At 60.9% G+C, this 20,370-nt stretch carries 20 protein-coding genes; 7 read left to right on the top strand and 13 right to left on the bottom strand.

The genetic code is table 11. From position 1 onward, the window contains the following. Positions 1 to 68: 68 nt before the first annotated feature. Positions 69 to 1,043: a zinc ABC transporter substrate-binding protein ZnuA gene (znuA, locus tag ACIQWP_RS11750; protein ID WP_402786730.1), complete on the bottom strand. Its 975-nt coding sequence runs from the start codon at positions 1,041 to 1,043 to the stop codon at positions 69 to 71. Positions 1,044 to 1,143: 100 nt separating this feature from the next. On the opposite strand from znuA, the gene ACIQWP_RS11745 reads away from it, so the two are divergent. From ACIQWP_RS11745 to ACIQWP_RS11735, 3 genes are read left to right on the top strand one after another with little or no spacing between them, the layout of a single operon-like run. Continuing rightward, positions 1,144 to 2,010, top strand: coding sequence for an ATP-binding cassette domain-containing protein (locus ACIQWP_RS11745; RefSeq protein WP_402786727.1), 867 nt, complete (start codon positions 1,144 to 1,146; stop codon positions 2,008 to 2,010). Further along, entirely contained in the window at positions 2,003 to 2,830 is an 828-nt protein-coding gene (znuB, locus tag ACIQWP_RS11740; protein ID WP_402786724.1) for a zinc ABC transporter permease subunit ZnuB, read from the top strand. Before ACIQWP_RS11745 ends, znuB begins: the two co-directional genes overlap by 8 nt. Next, a complete protein-coding gene (locus ACIQWP_RS11735) occupies positions 2,827 to 3,225 on the top strand; it encodes a Fur family transcriptional regulator (RefSeq protein WP_149636391.1) in 399 nt (132 codons plus the stop codon). Before znuB ends, ACIQWP_RS11735 begins: the two co-directional genes overlap by 4 nt. 50 nt (positions 3,226 to 3,275) lie before the next feature. Here ACIQWP_RS11735 and ACIQWP_RS11730 read toward each other — a convergent pair whose 3' ends face one another. After that, positions 3,276 to 3,806, bottom strand: a complete 531-nt coding sequence (locus tag ACIQWP_RS11730) for a gamma carbonic anhydrase family protein (protein WP_402786719.1) — start codon at positions 3,804 to 3,806, stop codon at positions 3,276 to 3,278. A gap of 16 nt (positions 3,807 to 3,822) precedes the next feature. Next, positions 3,823 to 4,518 carry a fumarylacetoacetate hydrolase family protein gene (locus tag ACIQWP_RS11725; RefSeq protein ID WP_402786716.1) on the bottom strand — a complete coding sequence of 232 codons (696 nt, stop codon included), beginning with the start codon at positions 4,516 to 4,518 and terminating at the stop codon, positions 3,823 to 3,825. Positions 4,519 to 4,660: 142 nt separating this feature from the next. Between ACIQWP_RS11725 and dusA the strand changes: the two genes are divergently transcribed. Continuing rightward, a complete protein-coding gene (gene dusA, locus ACIQWP_RS11720) occupies positions 4,661 to 5,674 on the top strand; it encodes a tRNA dihydrouridine(20/20a) synthase DusA (protein WP_402786713.1) in 1,014 nt (337 codons plus the stop codon). A 275-nt stretch (positions 5,675 to 5,949) separates the two neighbouring features. Here dusA and ACIQWP_RS11715 read toward each other — a convergent pair whose 3' ends face one another. Further along, positions 5,950 to 6,162: a cold-shock protein gene (locus ACIQWP_RS11715; protein ID WP_402786710.1), complete on the bottom strand. Its 213-nt coding sequence runs from the start codon at positions 6,160 to 6,162 to the stop codon at positions 5,950 to 5,952. 456 nt (positions 6,163 to 6,618) lie between these two features. Here ACIQWP_RS11715 and ACIQWP_RS11710 point away from each other — a divergent pair, with 456 nt between their 5' ends. Beyond that, positions 6,619 to 7,146 (top strand): nucleoside deaminase, encoded by a 528-nt coding sequence (locus tag ACIQWP_RS11710; protein ID WP_402786707.1) that lies wholly within the window; start codon positions 6,619 to 6,621, stop codon positions 7,144 to 7,146. 31 nt (positions 7,147 to 7,177) lie between these two features. Here ACIQWP_RS11710 and ACIQWP_RS11705 read toward each other — a convergent pair whose 3' ends face one another. The 3 genes from ACIQWP_RS11705 to uvrB form a co-directional block, all read right to left on the bottom strand. Next, entirely contained in the window at positions 7,178 to 8,236 is a 1,059-nt protein-coding gene (locus ACIQWP_RS11705) for an adenylate/guanylate cyclase domain-containing protein (RefSeq protein WP_402786704.1), read from the bottom strand. A gap of 162 nt (positions 8,237 to 8,398) precedes the next feature. Then, on the bottom strand, positions 8,399 to 8,857 hold the full coding sequence (locus ACIQWP_RS11700; RefSeq protein WP_402786701.1) for an SRPBCC family protein: 459 nt from the start codon (positions 8,855 to 8,857) through the stop codon (positions 8,399 to 8,401). A gap of 201 nt (positions 8,858 to 9,058) precedes the next feature. Next, positions 9,059 to 11,848, bottom strand: a complete 2,790-nt coding sequence (gene uvrB, locus ACIQWP_RS11695; RefSeq protein ID WP_402786698.1) for an excinuclease ABC subunit UvrB — start codon at positions 11,846 to 11,848, stop codon at positions 9,059 to 9,061. Between the two features lie 284 nt (positions 11,849 to 12,132). On the opposite strand from uvrB, the gene ACIQWP_RS11690 reads away from it, so the two are divergent. Next, positions 12,133 to 13,383, top strand: coding sequence for an MFS transporter (locus tag ACIQWP_RS11690; protein ID WP_402786695.1), 1,251 nt, complete (start codon positions 12,133 to 12,135; stop codon positions 13,381 to 13,383). 55 nt (positions 13,384 to 13,438) lie between these two features. Here the strand turns inward: ACIQWP_RS11690 and ACIQWP_RS11685 are convergent, their stop codons facing one another. The 6 genes from ACIQWP_RS11685 to ACIQWP_RS11660 all read right to left on the bottom strand — a co-directional run bounded on the left by ACIQWP_RS11685 (position 13,439) and on the right by ACIQWP_RS11660 (position 18,868). Beyond that, positions 13,439 to 13,954 carry a hypothetical protein gene (locus ACIQWP_RS11685; RefSeq protein WP_402786692.1) on the bottom strand — a complete coding sequence of 172 codons (516 nt, stop codon included), beginning with the start codon at positions 13,952 to 13,954 and terminating at the stop codon, positions 13,439 to 13,441. Positions 13,955 to 14,055: 101 nt separating this feature from the next. Then, on the bottom strand, positions 14,056 to 14,892 hold the full coding sequence (locus ACIQWP_RS11680; protein WP_402786689.1) for an RDD family protein: 837 nt from the start codon (positions 14,890 to 14,892) through the stop codon (positions 14,056 to 14,058). Positions 14,893 to 15,043: 151 nt separating this feature from the next. Then, positions 15,044 to 16,114: a hypothetical protein gene (locus tag ACIQWP_RS11675; RefSeq protein ID WP_402786686.1), complete on the bottom strand. Its 1,071-nt coding sequence runs from the start codon at positions 16,112 to 16,114 to the stop codon at positions 15,044 to 15,046. Between the two features lie 55 nt (positions 16,115 to 16,169). Further along, complete coding sequence (locus ACIQWP_RS11670) at positions 16,170 to 17,762, bottom strand: sel1 repeat family protein (RefSeq protein ID WP_402786683.1); 1,593 nt, start codon at positions 17,760 to 17,762, stop codon at positions 16,170 to 16,172. A gap of 121 nt (positions 17,763 to 17,883) precedes the next feature. Then, entirely contained in the window at positions 17,884 to 18,474 is a 591-nt protein-coding gene (locus ACIQWP_RS11665) for a hypothetical protein (RefSeq protein WP_402786680.1), read from the bottom strand. A 4-nt stretch (positions 18,475 to 18,478) separates the two neighbouring features. Beyond that, on the bottom strand, positions 18,479 to 18,868 hold the full coding sequence (locus ACIQWP_RS11660; protein WP_402786677.1) for an acyl-CoA thioesterase: 390 nt from the start codon (positions 18,866 to 18,868) through the stop codon (positions 18,479 to 18,481). Positions 18,869 to 19,112: 244 nt separating this feature from the next. Between ACIQWP_RS11660 and ACIQWP_RS11655 the strand changes: the two genes are divergently transcribed. After that, entirely contained in the window at positions 19,113 to 20,303 is a 1,191-nt protein-coding gene (locus ACIQWP_RS11655; RefSeq protein WP_402786670.1) for an extensin family protein, read from the top strand. Positions 20,304 to 20,370: the final 67 nt, after the last annotated feature.

Here is a 20,370-nt window from a genome sequence, read left to right as displayed (position 1 = left end):
TAATGTAATATCATTACATTTGCTGTGAGGAAAAAAGCGAGCAGTAGGCTCGCTTCCTTCGGTGATCTTCAGCCTTGCGCCGAAAGGCAGGCTTTCAGAGAGCTTGCAATACCGCGCATCAGGTCGAAATATAGGTCCGGCCCCTGCGGCAGCGTTGCGGCTTCGGGATCGAGGACGCCTGATTTCGCCGACGTGCCTTCCAGTACGACATTGACCAGCTTCGGTTCGAATTGCGGCTCGGCGAAGACGCAGGTCGCGCCGAGATCGGCGACCTTGCTATGGATTTCGGCCACGCGCTGCGCGCCGGGAATGGTTTCCGGGCTGACGGTGATAGAGCCGGAGACGCGCACACCGTAACGATGCTCGAAATATTGATAGGCATCGTGGAAGACGATGAAAGGCTTGTCCTTCACCGGCGCGACCGTCGAGGCGATTTCGGTGTCCAAGGCGTCAAGCTTGTCGTTCAACGTTTTCTGGTTGGCTTCATAGGTCAGCGCATTGGCTGGATCGGCGGCGACCAGCGACGTGGTGATTTCGGCGACCATCGCCTTGGCATTGTGCGGATCGAGCCAGAGATGGGTGTCGAATTCGCCGTGATCATGGTCGTGGCCATGCGCGTGATCGTCGCTGGCTTCATGTTCGTCGCCATCATCATGCGGCTCGAAGGCGCCGCCTTCGCGGAACTTGAGCTTCGTGATGCCGGGCGCGTTGTCGAGTTCGACCACTGTCGAGTTAGAACCGAGGGAGGAAAGCGGCTTCTGCAGGAAGGCTTCCATGCCCGGGCCGACCCAGAAGACCAGCTGCGCCTGTTGCAGGCTGCGTGCATTCGACGGCTTGAACGCATAGGTATGCGGGGAAGCTGCCCCGTCGACGATCAGATCCGGCGTGCCCACGCCTTGCATAATCGCAGCGACTAGCGAGTGGATCGGTTTGATGGAGACGACAACCCGCGGAGCATCTGCCGCGGTTGCGGTGGTGCTGACAAGCAAGCCCGAGAGGAGGAGAGAGGCGGCGAGGGGAAGGAAGGTTTTTGCTGCGTTCATGCGATAAATGCCCTTGAATGGGTCTGTTATGTTATTACATCAATTGCGTTATGCTATAACGTGTGCGATAGCATGGCGCAATAGTGCAATTGGAAATTTCATGCTTTCTTCCATCGACAGCAAGAGCCGGCCGCTGGTGTCGCTCCACGATGTCGGCGTCCGCCGCGGCGGCCGCTGGCTCGTGCGCGGTGTCGATTTTTCCGTGAGCCGCGGCGAGATCGTTACGCTGATCGGCCCGAATGGATCAGGCAAATCGACCAGCGCCAAGACGGCGATCGGCGTCATGAAGCCGGATGAGGGACGTGTCGAGCGCATAGCCGATCTGAGGGTCGGTTACGTGCCGCAGAAGCTTGCCGTCGATTGGACCTTGCCGCTTAGCGTGCGGCGATTGATGACTCTGACGGGGCCTTTACCGGAGCGCGAGTTGAGCGCAGCGCTGGAATCGGTCGGTATTGCTCACCTTGCGAAAGCAGAGGTGCAGCATCTTTCCGGCGGCGAATTCCAGCGGGCGCTCTTGGCGCGCGCCATCGCCCGCAAGCCCGATCTGCTTGTCCTCGACGAGCCGGTGCAGGGTGTGGATTTCAGCGGCGAGATCGCGCTTTACGATCTGATCAAGTCGATCCGCAATTCGCAGGGCTGCGGTATCCTGCTGATTTCGCATGATCTGCATGTGGTCATGGCAGCCACGGATACGGTCGTTTGCCTGAACGGCCATGTCTGCTGCCGCGGCACGCCGCAGACTGTCAGCCAAAGCCCAGAATATGTGAGGCTTTTCGGCACGCGTGCGGCGCAATCTCTAGCGATCTACAGCCATCATCACGACCATACACATCTGCCCGATGGTCGCGTGCAGCATTCAGACGGCTCGATTACAGACCATTGCCATGCCGACGATGGCCATCACCATGATAATCACGGCGATCATCACCACGACCATGATCATGCCGAGGGAGAGCGTCATGTTTGACGATTTCTTCCTGCGTGCAGTCGTCGCCGGCGTTGGCTTGGCGCTGACGACCGGGCCGCTCGGCTGCTTCATCATCTGGCGCCGCATGGCTTATTTCGGCGATACGATCTCGCATTCAGCGCTGCTCGGCGTGGCGCTGTCGCTGCTGTTTCAGCTGAATCTAACGCTTTCCGTTTTTGCGGTCGCGGCGCTTGTGTCGATCTTGCTGCTCTTCCTGCAACGGCGTCAGGCGCTGTCGGCGGATGCGCTGCTCGGCATTCTCTCGCATGCGACGCTGGCGATCGGTCTCGTTATCGTCGCCTTCATGAGCTGGGTGCGGATCGATCTCATCGCCTTCCTCTTCGGCGATATTCTTGCCGTCAGCCGGTCCGACATTGTGGTGATCTGGGGTGGCGGCATTTTCGTGCTGGCGGCGATTGCCTGGCTCTGGCGGCCGCTACTGGCCTCGACCGTCAATCCCGAGCTTGCCGAGGCCGAGGGATTGCGGCCGGAACTCGCCAGACTGCTTTTCATGCTGCTGATGGCCGTGGTGATCGCGATCGCCATGAAGATCGTCGGCATACTCCTTATTACCGCGCTGCTGATCATCCCCGCCGCGACCGCGCGCCGCTTTGCCGCGACGCCGGAGACGATGGCGATTTTCGCTTCGCTGCTCGGCGCCATCGCCGTCGTCGGCGGGCTGTTCGGATCGCTGCGCTATGACACGCCGTCCGGGCCTTCCATCGTGGTTGCGGCGCTTGTTCTATTTATCATCAGTCTGCTGCCCCTCGTTCGCAGGGCCGGCACGCCAGCGGCGCAACAGAGAGGACAGTCGTCATGACCACTCCGATGCTCACCAAGAACCAGACGCTCGTCTTCGATGTTCTGACCAAGGCGGAAGCGCCGCTCAGCGCCTACACCATCCTCGACAAGCTGCGCGATCAGGGTTTTCGCGCGCCGCTGCAGGTCTATCGCGCGCTCGACAAGCTCCTGGAATATGGCGTGGTTCACCGGCTTGAGAGCATCAATTCCTTCGTTGCTTGCGCGCATCCCAATGAGGATTGCCACAGCCACGGCCTCGTCGCCTTCGCCATCTGTGAGAGCTGCGGCCAGGTGATCGAGTTCCACGATCACGAAGTCGATCACCGACTGATGGATTGGCTGAAGTCGCAGAAATTCAAGGCGGAGAAGTCAACCATTGAGATTCGCGGCCATTGCGCGAACTGCGCGGCTTGAGCTCCGGATGGGCCTTATTCCACGCTCCATCATCTATTTATGAGATTTTTCTAATCTAATCTCTGAAGATCGCGTGCGAAGCGCTGCCAGTTGACGACGTAATGCTGGGCCGAGCGGCGCAGACCTTCGATGGCCGCCTCATCCAGCGTGCGGATGGCTCTTGCCGGCGCACCGACGATCAGGGAGCCATCCGGGAATTCCTTGCCTTCGGTGACAAGCGCGTTGGCGCCGACCAGGCAATTATTGCCGATCTTCGCGCCGTTGAGCACGGTGGCGCCCATGCCGATCAGCGAATTGTTGCCGATCGTGCAGCCATGGATGATCGCATGATGGCCGATGGTGCAGCCTTCTCCGATCGTGACCGGGAAGGCCGGGTCGGTATGAACCATCGTGCCTTCCTGGATATTCGTGGCCCTGCCTATGGCGATCAATTCATTGTCGCCGCGCAGGACCGAGCCGAACCAGATGCCGACATCCGCGCCGATCTCGACCTTGCCGATCACGCTTGCATCGGGCGCGATCCAGTACAGGCCTGGACCGGGTGTTTTCGGCGTCAGACCGGCAAGGGCGTAGAGCGGCATGGTCGATCCTCCTCGATCAGACGACGTTCAGCACGAGTGTTGCGACGCCATCGACGGCGCAGCTGATCCGGTCGCCGCGCGCAACCGGGCCAACGCCGGCTGGCGTGCCGGTCATGATGATATCACCCGGTGCGAGCGTGAAGAGCTTGGAAAGCTCGGCGATGATTTCTGGCACCTTCCAGATCATCTGCGAGAGGTCGCCCCTTTGAGCCGCTTCGCCGTTGCGCATCAGCCAGATGCCGCCCTTGTCGGGATGGCCGGCGCGGGTGGCCGGCACGAGCGCGGAGACGGGGGCCGAATACTCGAAGGCCTTGCCGATTTCCCAGGGACGGCCGAGCTTCTTGGCCTCGCCCTGCAGATCGCGGCGGGTGAAATCGATGCCGACGCCATAGCCGTAGACGCAGTCGAGAGCCTGCTCGACCGGGATGTCCGTGCCGCCGCTGCGCAGCGCCACCACAAGCTCGACTTCGTGATGCACGTCCGATGACAGCGAAGGGTAGGGGAAATCGCTCGTTACCAGCAGATTGTCCGGGTTCTTCTGGAAGAAGAAGGGCGGTTCGCGGGTGGGGTCATGCCCCATCTCGATGGCATGGTCGGCATAGTTTCGGCCGACGCAATAGACGCGGCGCACGGGGAAAAAACCGGTTTCGCCCTCGATCGGCAGAAGGACGGGAGCGGGGACTGGAATGACTGTCGTCAGTGGGGCGTTCATATGGGCTTTCGAAACTCTTGATCTCTCTTGGAAGGGCTTGTTGCCTTCCGACTCCGTCCGGCAAACTAGCATCATTGTTACAGCCACGGAAACTGGCGTTTTTGAGGGATTTGGTGTAGAGGGCGGGGCAGAAAGGTTTCCCATGTATAGCGACGCACTGAAAAACGGCCGCAAGATCTTTGCGGTAGCCCCGATGATCGACTGGACGGATCGCCATTGCAGGTACTTGCATCGGCAGATCAGCCGTCATGCATTGCTGTACACGGAAATGGTGGTGGCCGATGCGATCATCCATGGTCCGCGCGACCGGCTGCTGGGGCACGATGTCGCCGAACATCCCGTCGCGCTGCAGCTCGGCGGCTCCGATCCGGCCAAGCTTGCCGAAGCGCTGCGGATCGCGGAAGCCTATGGTTACGACGAGATCAACCTCAATGTCGGCTGCCCGTCCGATCGCGTACAGTCCGGCACTTTCGGCGCCTGCCTGATGCTGACGCCGGCGACGGTGGCATCCTGCGTCGCTGCGATGAAGGCGATATCGAAGGCGCCTGTCACGGTGAAATGCCGTATCGGCGTCGACGAACAGGAGCCGGAGGAGGCGCTGCCCGAATTGATGGCGCACGTGCTCGATGCCGGAGCGGATGCGATCTGGATACATGCGCGCAAGGCCTGGCTGAAGGGGCTGTCGCCGAAGGAAAACCGCGAAATACCGCCGCTGGACTACGATATCGTCTATCGCATGAAACAACGTTGGCCCGAGGTCTTCATCGGCATCAACGGTGGCATCCAGACGCTGGATCAGGCAGAAGCGCATCTTGCCCATGTCGATGGCGTCATGCTCGGCCGCGCCGCCTATCAGAATGCCGCGATCCTGGCCGATGTCGATCACCGTTTCTTTGGCGAGCCGGCTGTCGAGGCTGATTGGAACGCGCTTCGCGACCGGATGATGGCCTATGTGGAACGCCATATCGAGAATGGCGGCCGCCTGCAGCACGTCGCGCGCCATATGGTCGGACTTTTCACCGGCCTGCCGGGCTCGCGCCGCTACCGCCAGATCCTCTCCACCGACGCCAACAAGCCGGGGGCGGGACCGGAGGTGATTGCGGCCGCCTTCGCTGCCGTTGATTTTGGCGGCGAGGGCGAACGCGCCAGCGCGTGAGTTGGTGGTTCCAATCCGTCCTCGTGGTTCGAGGGCCCTGCGGGCCACCTCACCATGAGGACTAATCGGCTGCGATAGCTGGGCGATTGATGTTGAATAGCGCCGGGAGTTTCTCCACCCTCATCCTGAGGTGCGGAAGGCTCCGAGCTTGTCGAAGGGGCTGTAGCCTCGAAGGACGAGGGTGGCCCCGAACTCACAACCGCAAGGGCCCCAAACGAAAAACGGCGCGGTTGCACCGCGCCGTTCGAAACCTTGATCAGGCTGTCAGCCGAGGCTTAGTGAGCCTGGATGTTGACGGCCTTCGGGCCCTTGCCCATGCGATCCGGCTCGGTGTCGAAAGTGACCTGCTGGCCTTCGCGCAGCGACTGGATGCCGGAAGCCTGAAGAGCGGAGATGTGGACGAAAACGTCCTTTGCACCGCCGTCAGGAGTGATGAAACCAAAACCCTTGTCCTGGTTGAAGAATTTTACGGTGCCCTTGGTGGCCATGGGGGATAGTCCTTTACCCATCAGTCTTAGTTTATCCGGAAAATCCGGACGGCTTTGCCCTCGCGCCATGCGAAAGCCAGTCGAGAAGTCACGTACGGGGAAAGAACGTCTGCGCGGGTCGCAAAACCCAACCGCTGCCTGCCGCAAGCGGATCACCAAATCAGTCCAGTCACCGGCATGTAAATGCCCGAGCATGTTTATGGGTGACAGGATTTTGGGAAAAAGGCAAGGGGTGTTTTAGCTGGCGGCCGTATTGAAAGAGAAATCAATGTGTTGAAGGCCGGTCGCTTCGATTAATCGACGAATCTATTATTTTCAGATCATATAATAAGCTTGCTTGCTATTCGCAAGTGCAGATCAAAATGCTGTTCCTAACAGAGGCGGTCGTTGCGGGTTCTGCAAAAGTCGCTACTTTTCAAGGGTGCAACTTTTGATATCAAGCACCAGGGAGGCTGCATGGCGGAATTGCGCGATGACGATATGATGGGCCTTGCATTGGCCGAGGCAAGGACTGCCCTGGAACGCGGCATTTTCCCTGTTGGGGCAGTTCTATCGGCGGGATCTCGGATACTGGGACGATCGCATAAGACCATGGTCTCGAATCATTTGAACCACGCGGAAATGAACCTGTTCCATGAGGTATTCAGAGGCGATTACGCCTTCTCGCGTAACGACAGCCTGACGCTTTACACAACGCTGGAGCCCTGCATCATGTGTTTCGGCACCATGCTTCACCTGCCGATATCACGGCTCGTATTCGCCATGTCCGACGCATACGGTGGCTGCGCGCATATGAGACTGGAAAACTCTCCTCCCAGACACCTTTCGAGAGCGGTGGAAATCGTAGGAGGCGTTCGCCGCCAAGAGGCCTGCGAGCTCTTTGCGGAGTTTCTCGAGACGACGACCGAGGAATTCTGGCTGACCGGCGGCGCCTCGCATTTCCAGGCCGCGGTGAGAGCCAATCGCCCTGCATTGCAAGGTTGATGACTCCCGCCCAAACCAGGGCGGCGCTAGCTTAGCCTCCCGCCAACGTAAACACCGCGCAAGGCTCGGCAATCCCGCGCAGCTCGTAGTCTCCTAAGGACAGCAGCGGCATGATCGTCCCCGCCGCAACCGCGCCTGAGATCAGCACGTTGCGGCCGAGCGGTTTGCACAGACCCTCCAGCCGGCTGACGAGGTTGACGGCGGGGCCGATGGCGGTGAAGTCCAGGCGGTCGGCGGCGCCGATATTGCCCCAGAGCATGTCGCCGAAATGCAGGGCGGCGCCGAAGGGGAGCGGCGGCAGGCCTTGGCTTGTTCTGGTCGCGTCGAGATGCGCCATGCCGGCGCGGATGGCGGTGGCGGCGCGCAAAGCGGCTTCGCAGGCCTCTTTCGGCGTCCCGCTCATAGGGAAGATCGCCAGCACGCCATCGCCCATGAATTTCAGCACCTCGCCGCCGAAGGCATGCACGGCGCCGGCGACGCGATCGAACCAGGCGTCGAGCGCCGCGATCATGATGGCGGGGTCCGTTGCTTCGGAAAGAGCGGTGAAATCCCTGAGATCGGCGCAGAGCAGGGCCGCGCGGATGGTCTCGCCGCTATTGCGGCTGAGCGCCCCCGCCTGCACACGCGCCGCACTCCTGCGGCCGAGATAGGCTTCGAGCAGGGTCGACAGGGTGGCGCGGGCGGCCAGGCCCGCGAGGGGGGCTGCGGCAAAGCGGGCAATTTCGCGCAGGCTGTCCGTTTCGGATGCGCTGAAGGGTCGGGTGCCGGCCCAGGCCAGCACGGAATTGCCGGGCGCGAGGCCGATCGTTTGCTCGCATGTCGGGCCAAGTTCGCCGAGCCAGTCGCGGCCGGCCCGTCCGAGCGCCGTGCCGGCAAAGCCGAGCGCCTCGGTCACCGCGCCGGTTTCGGCCCGCCAGAGCCAGGTATGTTGCGTGATGATCGGATGCGGGGCGGCGAGCGTCAGGGCGCCGCCAGCAAGCGGCAGTCTGGCAGCCAGCAGATGTCCGCCCAGATCGGCCAGGAAGCGTTCGGGGCTGGGCGAGGTGCCGGCTTCGTCAACCAGCCAGGCAAGGGAGGCGGGCAAATCCATGCCGCGATCATGCCATGGCGGTTGCAGGCTGTCATCCTTGCCCGTGCAACCTTGTTTGCCGCAGTCGGATCGTCACAATGACAAGGGTCAGACCGTTGTCATCAATCGGTGATATGCCTTGGCTGTCAGGGCGTCGAGCCCGATAGCGCCGGGCTCAATGCGTCATCGGCTTTTGCCATCGTGCCCGCGCATGGGATCGGGACCGGGATCTCGTCCCGCGGCCACTTCGGCCATGCGGTCGAAATAATGCGCCCAACCCTTTGCGTGCGCTTCACATTGTTCAATGGTCGGAAGGCCCGTGTGGGTGAGGCGCACCAGCGTCCCATCCGGCTGCTCGATCAGATCGATTTCCACAAGGCTCGACCCGGGCGGCACTTCCTCGCTGCCTTCCCATCCGAAACTGTAGGCGAGACGATGAACCGGCACGACTTCGCGGAAGGAGCCGCGCGCGAAGCGGGCTCCGGTGACGTTGACGAGATAGATGCCGCCGGGTTGTGGTTCGACCTGCGCTTCCGTACCCATCCAGCGCAGGATCTTTTCGGGATCGGTCAGCAGTGCGAATATGGCGGCAGGCGGCGCGGAGACATGGGTCTCGCGACGAACGATTAAAGGCTCGGACATCAGTCTTTCTCCCAAGGTTGCTGTCGCTTCCCACCGGCCCGGCTTGCGGTCAAGCGCTTTCCGTCTTCCGAGGGCCTCCTCATATGATGGCATGTAGGGGCTGTCGCCTTGTCAGCAAGACATCGTTCGATGTCCGCCAGGCCTCAACCCTCATAAAATCGGCAGCGCTTGGTTTTGGACATCTGGCAGTTGTGGACGACCCTATTGTCCGGGTCGTCCCGTCTTTCCCTTTGTCCGCCCCTTGCGCTGCTTTTCGTCCACCGGGTCCTCGTAGGAGCCGACGCCCGGCTTTGCACGGGTGATCGGCTTGTCCGGCACTTTGCCCGTCACTGGCCTTTCGGTGCGGCCGACCGTCATCTCGTCCAGCGTGTTCTTGCGGAAAAGCGGCGTACCGGCGTCGCTGCCCGGCCCCATCTCATCGAGGTTCGGTTTGGCAAAGTAAGAGCGCGAGGTCTCCGGTGCTGGCGGAGCACGCTTGCCCGCCGCAGCGCTGCGGCTTTCGAGGCTCTTGGCTTCCTCGCGGGCCAGCGGATCGTCCATGGCGGCGAGTTCGACGGCTTTGAGGCGTTTGATCTCGTCGCGCAGTCTTGCTGCTTTTTCGAAGTCCAGATCGGCCGCCGCGTCGCGCATGGCCTTTTCCAAAGCGTTGAGGTGAGTCTGCAGATTGTTGCCGACGAGATGGCCACCATCGGCGAAGCCCTTGCCTGAAACACCGCCGATATCGGCGCGGACATGGTCCTTCTCGTAGACGCTATCGAGAATGTCGGAAATCTTCGCCTTCACCGATTCCGGCGTGATGCCATGTTCGAGATTGTAGGCCATCTGCTTATCGCGGCGACGGCTGGTTTCGTCCATCGCCCGCTGCATTGAGCCGGTGATGGTGTCGGCATAGAGAATGACCTTGCCGTCGACGTTACGCGCGGCACGGCCGATGGTCTGGACGAGCGAGGTTTCCGAGCGCAGAAAGCCTTCTTTATCGGCATCCAGAATGGCGACAAAGGCGCATTCAGGAATGTCCAGACCCTCGCGCAACAGGTTGATGCCGACGAGCACGTCGAAGGCGCCGAGACGCAGGTCACGGATGATCTCGATGCGTTCAAGCGTATCGATGTCGGAGTGCATGTAGCGTACGCGCACGCCCTGTTCGTGCAGATATTCCGTCAAGTCCTCGGCCATGCGCTTGGTGAGCACCGTGCAAAGCGTACGGTAGCCCTTGGCGGCCGTTTCGCGGATCTCTCCGAGCACGTCGTCGACCTGGGTGCGGGCCGAGCGGACCTCGACCGGCGGATCGATCAGGCCGGTCGGGCGGATGACCTGTTCGGCGAAGACGCCGCCGGATTGCTCCATTTCCCAGCCGCCCGGCGTTGCCGAAACGGCGATCGTGTCCGGGCGCATCGCATCCCATTCCTCGAAGCGCAGCGGACGGTTGTCCATGCAGGAGGGCAGGCGGAAGCCGTATTCGGCCAGCGTCGCCTTGCGCCGGAAGTCGCCCCGGTACATGCCGCCGATCTGGCTGACGGAGACGTGGCTTTCGTCGATAAACAGCAATGCGTTGTCGGGAATATATTCGAACAAAGTCGGCGGCGGCTCGCCGGGATTGCGGCCGGTGAGATAGCGCGAATAGTTCTCGATGCCGGCGCAGGAGCCGGTGGCCTCCAGCATTTCGACGTCATAGCGGGTGCGCTGCTCAAGCCGTTGCGCCTCGAGCAGGCGTCCTGCCTTTTCCAGCTCGGCAAGCCGGATTTTCAGCTCTTCCTTGATCGCCTTGATGGCGCCGTTCAACGTCGGGCGCGGCGTGACATAGTGCGAATTGGCGTAGATCTTCACCGATTTCAGATCGCCGGTCTTCTGGCCGGTCAGCGGGTCGAATTCGGTGATGGCGTCGATCTCGTCGCCAAACATGGAGATGCGCCAGGCGGCATCCTCCAGGTGGGCCGGGAAGATCTCGATCGTGTCGCCGCGGACGCGGAAGGAGCCGCGGATGAAATCCATGTCGCGGCGCTTGTACTGCTGCGCCACGAGGTCGGCCAGAAGCTGGCGCTGGTCCAGCCGATCGCCGACATTCATCTGGAAGGTCATCGCCGTATAGGTCTCGACCGAGCCGATACCGTAGATGCAGGAGACCGAGGCGACGATGATGCAATCGTCGCGTTCCAGCAGCGAGCGCGTCGCCGAGTGGCGCATGCGGTCGATCTGCTCGTTGATCGAACTTTCCTTCTCGATGAAGGTGTCCGAGCGCGGCACATAGGCCTCCGGCTGGTAATAGTCGTAGTAGGAGACGAAATACTCGACCGCGTTGTCCGGAAAGAAATTCTTGAACTCGGAATAGAGCTGGGCTGCCAGCGTCTTGTTCGGTGCGAGGATGACAGCCGGGCGCTGTGTCGCCTCGATCACCTTGGCCATGGTGAAGGTCTTGCCGGAGCCGGTCACGCCGAGCAGCACCTGGCTGCGGTCGCCATTATCAAGGCCTTCGACGAGATCGCGGATGGCGGTCGGCTGGTCGCCGGCGGGTTCGTAATCCGAGGACATGCGGATCTGGATGCCGCCTTCGGATTTCGCCGGCCGGGCAGGGCGGTGCGGCGTCCAGAGCTTGCCGTCCTTGAACAACGGATTGCCGCTCTCGATCAGCTTGGACAGCGCGTCGACGGTTGCCGTCACGCCGCTGCGGGAAATCTTGTCGGCGTCCTCAAGCGCGATATCGAGACCGGCCACCGGGTTGAGGCCGGCGGCGGCGCGCGTCTTCGGATCGGTCGAACCGCCCATCGAGGTGCCGCGCCCGGACTTGGATGCGGCAATTTCCACCTTCTTGCGGTGCTTTCCGGCCTTCGAGGCAATCTCGCGCTGAGTTTCGACGCTGGATGTCTCTGCGTCCGCTTCGAGCTGCTTTACCCAGTCGGCAACGCTGCCGCTGAGCGGCGCGCCTTCAAACGACGCCTGCGGCGCCTCTTCGAAACCGGTCGGGGCGGAGGGTTTTTTCGGTGATTTTGCCATGGGGCGAATATGGAGACAGATCGCGCGGATGTGAAGAGGCAAAGAGTACAAAAGGGAAACAAATGGCGGATTTTTCCATTCGCCGATGATGTCAAATATGTTACAACCCAAGGGCGGCCGATGCGCTATTGCTGATCTCGAAGTCCGCATAGCGCGATCCTCGCAGGCGCCAAAGGAGGAAGCAGCCGCAACGTCGACATGCCCGGCCACTTGCCGGGTTCCCCCAGCTTCGACGGCATCCGGTATTGCCCGCCTCGCCGCCGCCATCCGGTCGGAGGATCATGATGACCGCCTTGGATAGCTTACGTTCCTTGTCCCCCCAGCAACGAAACACCGTCATCGCGGCCTATCTGGGCTGGACGCTGGATGCTTTCGATTTCTTCATTTTGGTTTTTGTTCTCAAGCATATAGCCGAAGAATTTCACACGGACGTCCCGGCGGTTGCCGTGGCGATCTTCCTCACGCTCGCCATGCGGCCGGTCGGTGCCTTGATCTTCGGGCTCGCGGCGGATCGCTTCGGGCGGCGCACGACCCTGATGGTCGACGTGCTGCTTTATTCCGTCTTCGAATTTCTGACCGGCTTTTCGACCGGCCTGACGATGTTCCTCGTGCTGCGCGCGCTCTTCGGCGTTGCCATGGGCGGCGAATGGGGCGTGGGTGCATCGCTCGTCATGGAGACGATACCGGAGGACTCGCGCGGTCTCGTGTCAGGTATCCTTCAGGCCGGTTATCCCTCCGGTTACCTGATCGCCTCGATCGTCTTCTTCCTGCTGTTTCCGATCATCGGCTGGCGCGGCATGTTCATCGTCGGCGCCGTGCCGGCGCTGCTGGTGCTCTACATCAGGCGCAATGTGCAGGAATCGCCGGCCTTCCTGCAGAGGCAGGCCAAGCCGCAGCGGCCGTTCCTGACCGTGCTGCGTGAGAATATTCCGCTGTTCCTCTGGGCGGTGCTGCTGATGACGGCCTTCAATTTCTTCAGCCACGGCACCCAGGATCTCTATCCGACATTCCTGGAGACGCAGCGGCAATATGATTCCTACACCGTTGGCGCCATCGCTATCGTCTACAATATCGGCGCGATCGTCGGCGGCCTGACGTTCGGTGCTTTGTCGCAACGATGGGGCAGGCGCAGGACCATCGTCATCGCGGCGCTTCTCGCCATTCCCGTCGCCCCGCTCTGGGTTTGGGGCCAGGGGCCGGTCATGCTCGCGATCGGCGCCTTCCTGATGCAGCTTTTCGTGCAGGGCGCCTGGGGTATCGTCCCCGTGCATCTCAACGAATTGTCGCCGGACGAAGTGCGCGGCACTTTCCCAGGATTTGCCTATCAGCTCGGCAATCTGCTGGCTTCGGGCAATGCCTCGATCCAGGCGGGGCTGGCAAAGCAATGGAACGGCGACTATGCCCTGGCGCTGTTGATCGTTGCCTGCATCGTCGCCGTGGCTGTTGCGGTTTTTGCCGGTTTCGGCTTCGAGAAGAAGGGGGTTCGGTTCGGCGGCGGCGATGCCGGACAAGCCGGCAGCGCCGTGCGAGCCTGAACGGACTTGCCATCCTGGTCAGCAAGGGCCGGCCGATACCGTCGGCCCTTCAATGTCACTTTCCGCAGATTTCCGAAATCTTGGCCTGGGCAAAGCCGCGGGCCACTTCCTGAAGCCCGCCGACCGAGGATATCAGCTCGCCGATCGGTCCGTTGATCCCGACATGCAGGTCGGTGATGTGGCAGGAGCCGACATCGACCGTCATGGACGCGTCCAGCTGGCCCTTGATTGTTGTCTTCAATATGCCATGCGACTTGCAAGCCATATCGGCATGTGCGTTGATCTGGACACCGCTGCCGGGGCCGTCGCAGACATCGAGCGACTTCACCTCGAACTGGTCCTTGTGATCGACGCCCGGCAGCTTCTTGCAGGGATCGGCCTCGTTCACCGATTTCTCGATCTGCGGGCCGAATTTGCTATGCAGCAACGACCAGCACGAGCCGGGTGCGGCCTCTGCCGGCGTCGAGGCTATGGGAAGCGGCGAGAGCGGCAACACGATCGCCGCGGTCAGTAGAGCCATGCGAAGCGGCGGCAGAAGCGAGAAACGGGATATGGGATATTTCAGGTTCACGACAATCTATCCTCTCAGGGGAAGAAGCAGCAAATCAGGCCCGGCGCGGCGATAGTCTTTCATTTCTTCGCCCGCCAAGGCAATCCCCCCGATTTTGACGGTTACTCCTTGACGACCATGGTGTCGCAGAAGCGGTCGTAGAAAGTCTGCCCGCGCCAGATGATCAATGGGAAGACCCACCAGATGAGTGCGAATACGAACAGAAGCGGTGCCAGTGCCCCGGTCAAGGCGAAGAAGCCGATGGAATTAAGAAGGTTGGTATCGCGTGCCTGCTGGATCAGTTGGTCGATCGGATGCGGATATGACGGCAGCAAAAACAGGCTGACCAGATTGACGACGGCCAGCAGCATCAATGGCAGAAACTTGAACATTTCGCGCTTGGCGGCGAGTCCAAAGGGCAGGGCGCTGCTTTCCACGGTTGTCACGCGCAATGAGGTCAATCGCTTGCCCAGCGTCCGCCGGGTGCCGGTCGAGCAAAGGGCGAAGGCGAACGGGAGAAGCAGCAGAACGACACTCGAGGTCGGCCTTACTGTTACGTTCGGGTCGACCGGATTGCCGTTGCCGTCGACAGGCACGGAAAAGGCGTGCTTCACCGTGGCCGACCCCTGTTGCGACGCCACCACAGAAACGAAGACGGTGTATCCCTTGCTGCCGAGCCAGGATATGCGGCACAGCTGGTTGCTTCGCACGTCGCCGGGCTGCAGCGGCCATTCGGCCTCTACTTTCGCAATGAGCGGCCCCGAAGTTGCTTCTTCGCATTGCTGCCTCTGAAGAAGCGGCAAGGTCAAGTCCCAAGATGTTACCGCCGACAGCGCGAGGAACAGCAGCGTAAAAGCGATCTGGAAGATGATGATGTCGATCAGATAGGCAGCGGCTCGTCGCCAGAAGTAGCGAGGCGGCAAGGAGGCCGTCTCGTTGTCGGAAGCAGCAAAACTCATAGTTTCCCCCGGCCCAGCGCGTGTCACCACGCCCAACACGTAGCATTACGCACTTCAAGTTGTGGGCATTAGCATGTTTTGCCGCGATTCGCCTGGAATGAAGGCGGGCGAACGGCAGGGCATGATGGTATCGATCGGACTGTGCGTTCCGTCATATCGGAATGGTCTGTTCGCCGGAGGGGTCTTGCTGTTGTTCCTCCGTGTCGCCGTTGTAGCCGAGACGCTTCGCCTTGCGGAACCACTCCGTTGCTTTGGCCGCATCCGCGGTAATGCCATCGCCGTCGCGATACATCATGGCGAGATTGTAGGCGGCGTCGGCGTAGCGGTGCTCCGCTGCCCTCTCGAACCAGTAGACCGCCCGAGGGCCGTTCTTGGCGACGCCTTCACCGTCGCGGAACATGACGCCGAGATTGTATTCGGCCTCGACATCGTTCTGGGCCGCGGCTTTCAAGAACCATGCGATCGCCTGGGCATCGTCCTGCTTGATCCCGTCGCCATCGGCATACATGGCGCCGATATTGAACTGCGCGCTGGCATCGCCCTGGTCGGCTGCCTTCTTGAACCAGGAGAAGGCTGCGACGCCGTCCTTGGCGATGCCTTCGCCGTCGCGGTACATGATGCCGAGATTGTATTGCGCCTCGACCTTTCCCTGCTCGGCCGCCTTGCGATACCACATGACGGCCTTGCTCTTGTTCTTGTCCGTACCATCACCCTGGTCATACATGGTGCCGACATTGAACTGCGCATCGGCATCGCCCTGTGCGGCCGCCTTGCTGTACCAGGCAAAAGCCTGTGGCTTGTCCTGGGTCACACCTTCGCCGGTGTCGTAGACGACGCCGAGATTGTATTGCGCATTGAGGTATCCCTGCGCTGCAGCCTTCTTGTACCAGAGAATGGCCTGGCTCTTGTCGGCGGCGACGCCTTCGCCCTGATCGTACATGGTGCCGACATTGAACTGCGCTTCGGCACTGCCCTGATCGGCGGCCTTCTTGTACCAGCTAAGGGCCAGGTCGAGGTTCTTCTCGACACCGTTGCCGTCCTCATACATTTGTCCGAGTCTCAGCTGCGCTGCGACATTGCCCTTGTTCGCCAGGGGGCGCCAGTAGTCCAGGCCCGACTTGATGTCCCCGCGATCGTAGCTGTTTCGTCCGACATCGGCCTGCGCAGCCCCCATGGACGCCAGCGCGAAGAGCAAACCTGCGGCCCCCTTCTTCCAATTCACGATCTACCCCTCAGTCGAAACCCGTTGAATTAAGATGCCGAACGCTTCGCGGCCACTAGGGCACAAGCGCCATCAGCAAGTGAAATATGACCCAGCCCGTCGTGTCGCCGGCGCTCTTCTTTCCGGCCGCCCCCTGTCCCAGCGGTCCGAGATCCTTGATCGGGCCGTCGCCGTTGGCTTCCATGTAGCCGAGGCCTTGCTGCGCTTCCGGTAATCCCTTCGCCGCCGCCTTGTTGAACCAGTCGGCGGCAATTGTGGAGTCCTTCGGCACGCCATAGCCGTTATAATACAGATATCCAAGGCCGTATTCCGCCCGCGCGTCGCCCTGATCGGCAGCTTTGCGAAACAGATCGGCGGCCTGACCATAGTCTTTGGCAACGCCGACGCCCTGATAGTAGAGATAGGCAAGGGCATACTCGCCCTGTGAATTGTTCTGGTCGGCCGCCTTGTGATACCAGCTTGCGGCTGTCGCTTTGTCGGCCGTGGTCCCCTGGCCGTTCTCGTACATATAGCCGAGGGCGTATTGCGCGTCGGCATGGCCCTGGCCGGCGGCTTTTCCGTACCATTCAACGGCCTTGGCGTAATCCATGGCAACACCGCGACCGCCTGCATACATGTAGGCGAGGGCGTATTCGCCTTGCGCATCGCCTTGCTCGGCCGCCTTGCGATACCACCTCACCGCGCTGCCGTCATCGACCTTCACGCCCTGGCCGTTGGCATAGAGATAGCCGATAGCATATTGCGCGTCGGGGCGGCCCTGATCGGCAGCTTTGCGATACCATTGCAGCGCCTGCCTGTAGTCTCTGGCGACGCCCATTCCATTGGCAAGACTGTAGCCGACGGCATATTGCGCATCGGCACGGCCTTTCGCTGCGGCTTTCATATACCAGGAATAGGCCTCGACATCGCTCTGCCCGACACCCCTGCCGTTGGCATAGGCATAGCCGACGGCATATAAGCCCTGCGCGCTTCCCTGATCGCCCGCCTTCTTATACCAGACGACGGCCTGTTCCTGATCTTCTTCCGTGCCTTGGCCGTTGTCATACATGTAGCCGATGGCATATTGCGCGTCGGACCGGCCTTGGTCGGCGGCCTTGCGATACCAGCCGAGCGCCATGGTCTTGTCCTGTTGCACGCCAAGGCCATTGGCATACATGTAGCCAAGCGCATATTGCGCCTGCGCCTGTCCTTGAGCGGCGGATTTCTGATACCAGGTGACGGCGTCTTCGTTATCGACATCCATGCCCCGGCCATTGGCATAGGAGTAGCCGATGGCATATTGGGCATCGGCATTGCCGCTTTGCGCCGCCCTCAGATACCAGTCGTTTGCCTGTTTCGGATCGGTATCGACGCCGCGACCGCTGGCATACATGTAAGCCAGGGCATATTGCGCCTGCGCATTGCCTTGCTCGGCCGATTTCCGATACCAATCGGCCGCCTGCGCGTCGTCCTGCTCCACGCCCTGGCCGTTGGCATAGCGATAGCCGAGGCCGTATTGGGCGGCCGGATTGCCCTGTTTTGCAAATTCCACCCAGTATTTCAGGTCGATCGTGGTATTGGCCGGGCCCGGCGCAGGGTCTTCGGCATAAGCAAGCCATGGCAACGAAAGAGCAAAGGCCAATCCCAATGCATAGCTCTTTGTCTTCAAGGCTTGAGTCCCCCACCTGTGTCTCAGACGGCAATCGACCTGAACAATATGGCGATGTCTTGGTCAAGAATTGTAGAACATCGAAATGGCAGCCGTTTTACCGCCAAGCGAAATATGATCCTTATCCCGGAAATACGTCATAGAGACGGAAGATCCATGTGATCTGGTAGATCAGTCCGAGGATCACGAAGGTCGCCTGGAAACGCCGGTTGGCGGTGATCGCGGCAATGATGCAGAGGACGATATAGACGATATTGCGCGTCGGGTATTCCCAGCCAAGCGAATGGAAATAGGCTTCGCCCTTCAGTTTCGTGTCGATGAGGTCGACGGCATAGGTGACGGCGAGCAGGCCGAAGAACCAGCGGCGGCGGGAGATGAAATATTCCTCGAAGCCGCCATAATCCTCGACCGACGGCGGATTGAGCAGCACACACAGAAAATAGAAGAGGCAGCAGAAGCAGATAAGAAAGAGGTAGACGCCGAAATTGATCTGCGCGACGGATTGCAGCCGATATTCCCACCACCAGAAATGGATGATGAACAGGAACATCGACAGTACCCAGCCGATGTGGACGAGGTAGATTTTGTTCTTGCCCGGCGATTGCACGAAACCGGCAAGCCGCGTCAGGAGCTGCGCCAGCGAAAGGCCGATCACCATGCTCATGACCGTCCTGATATAGACGTAGACTTCCGGCGCGTTCATCGTCGTCATTGTGTCAGCTCTCCGCCGGGACCTGCTTCGGCAGGCCGTTCTCATCGAGCGCAACCATGATGAAGGTCGCGGCCGTTACCTTCTCCAGCCTGTTGTAGCGTGCGCGATGTGCCCAGGCTTCGACGCTCAGGGTGATCGAGGTGCGGCCGACGCGGTCGATGTCGGTAAAGACGCTCAGCGTATCACCGATCTTGACCGGCAGCTCGAACGCCATTTCCTTGACCGCTGCGGTGACCACGCGGCCGCGCGCGCGTTCGGCGGCGCGGATGCCGCTTGCCAAGTCCATCTGCGCCATGACCCAGCCGCCAAAGATATCGCCGGCGGGATTGGCGTCCGCAGGCATGGCAAGCGTGCGCAATGTCAGCTCGCCTCTCGGTTTGACGCTGTCGTTCATTCGTCTGCTCCTGTTTCATGGTCGATTCCGATAGTCAGCCTATGCAATCCCGCCGCGATGGAAAAGCCATGTTGACGTTTCCATGGAGAACGCCGGTCGGTCGCAGGCTTTGTCTGCAGCCGGTCCGATGTCATATGGTGCCGACCTGAAACAGGGCGGCGTCCGTGCGGTAAGCTTTCGTTCACCCTTCCCATTTAGGATTTGTAATCGTTACCGACCGTGGCTGGGGCAGCGGATCAGGAGTATGACCATTTTACCCATTCTACGGCGGGTCGCGCTGCCATTGCTATTGTCGTCGGCACTTGTCGCCTGCACGGCAGACAGTCTCGTGCCGCCTTCCGGCATCGACAGTTCCTCGCGCGTCGGCTCCATCAAGCCGCATAAGAGCGTGTCGCAGCGGCAATTCGCCTATCAAGGGGTTCAAGATCCCGTCGTTTCCGCCTCGAGCAATTACAATAAGGGCCCTGTTCGCAACACAGGAGCCGGCGAGGCAGTGACCACGACGGATGTCGAGGTCGGCCTGGCACAACAATCGGACGTTCCGTCCCAGGGCGTCAATATGGATGCCGAGCTTGGCGTCGGGCCTAGCGAGGAGGCGCAGTCCGCCTCGGTTGTCGGATTGGCGCAGGAAGAGCAGCAGAGTATTGCCGAGGGTCAGTCCGACGAGCCCGTCGTTGACGGCATCGGCACCGATGCGCCGGTGCAAACCAATCGTTCGGTTGTTCAGCGGCCGGCCGCCCAGGCCGAACTCAACCAGTCGCAAATACCGAGGCAGCAGCCGGGAACCCAGGTTGCGATGCTGCCGCGTGTGGAAAATCCGATGCCGCGCCTCGATCAGCAGTTCGAAGCGCCGCAATCGACGCCGGGCATGATGCCACCTTCGGAAATCGCCTGCCGCCAGGAATTGCGGCGCATGGGCGTCATCTACATCGACAAGCCGGCGATCTCGAACGGTCCGGCTTGCCAGGTTCCCTATCCGGTTTCGCTGAGCGGTCTCTCGGGCAACATCGCCGTCAGACCAGCCGTCACATTGAATTGTCAGGTGACGCTCGCCTTTGCCAAATGGGTGAAGAACGAACTCGCGCCGGCGGCACGCACCCGCTACTGGACGGGCATCGGCACGATCGTACCGCTCGGCGGCTATTCCTGCCGACGGATGAACAATAGCCGGCAACGCTATAATCCAATGTCAGAGCATGCCCATGGAAATGCGATCGACGTCGGCACCTTCATCCTGAAGAACGGCCACGTGATCGACGTGCGCAAGAAGGGCCTTTTCTCCTTCCGGGAAGGGCGGCTGCTCAAAGCGGTGCGCAGCGACAGCTGCCGCTATTTCGATACGGTGCTCGGGCCGGGCAGCAATGCGGAGCACTGGAACCACTTCCATTTCGACCTCAGGGACCGAAAGGGCGGCCGGCGCTATTGCAGCCTTTGATTGGCATTTCGCCGGAACAGCAATCACTCTTGCCGAACCGCGAAGTTGATTTACCTATCGATGGAAT

It is taken from the genome of Rhizobium sp. NPDC090279, from assembly GCF_044769665.1.
Classification (GTDB): Bacteria; Pseudomonadota; Alphaproteobacteria; order Rhizobiales; family Rhizobiaceae; genus Rhizobium.
This window is presented reverse-complemented; position numbering and strand designations above follow the sequence as displayed.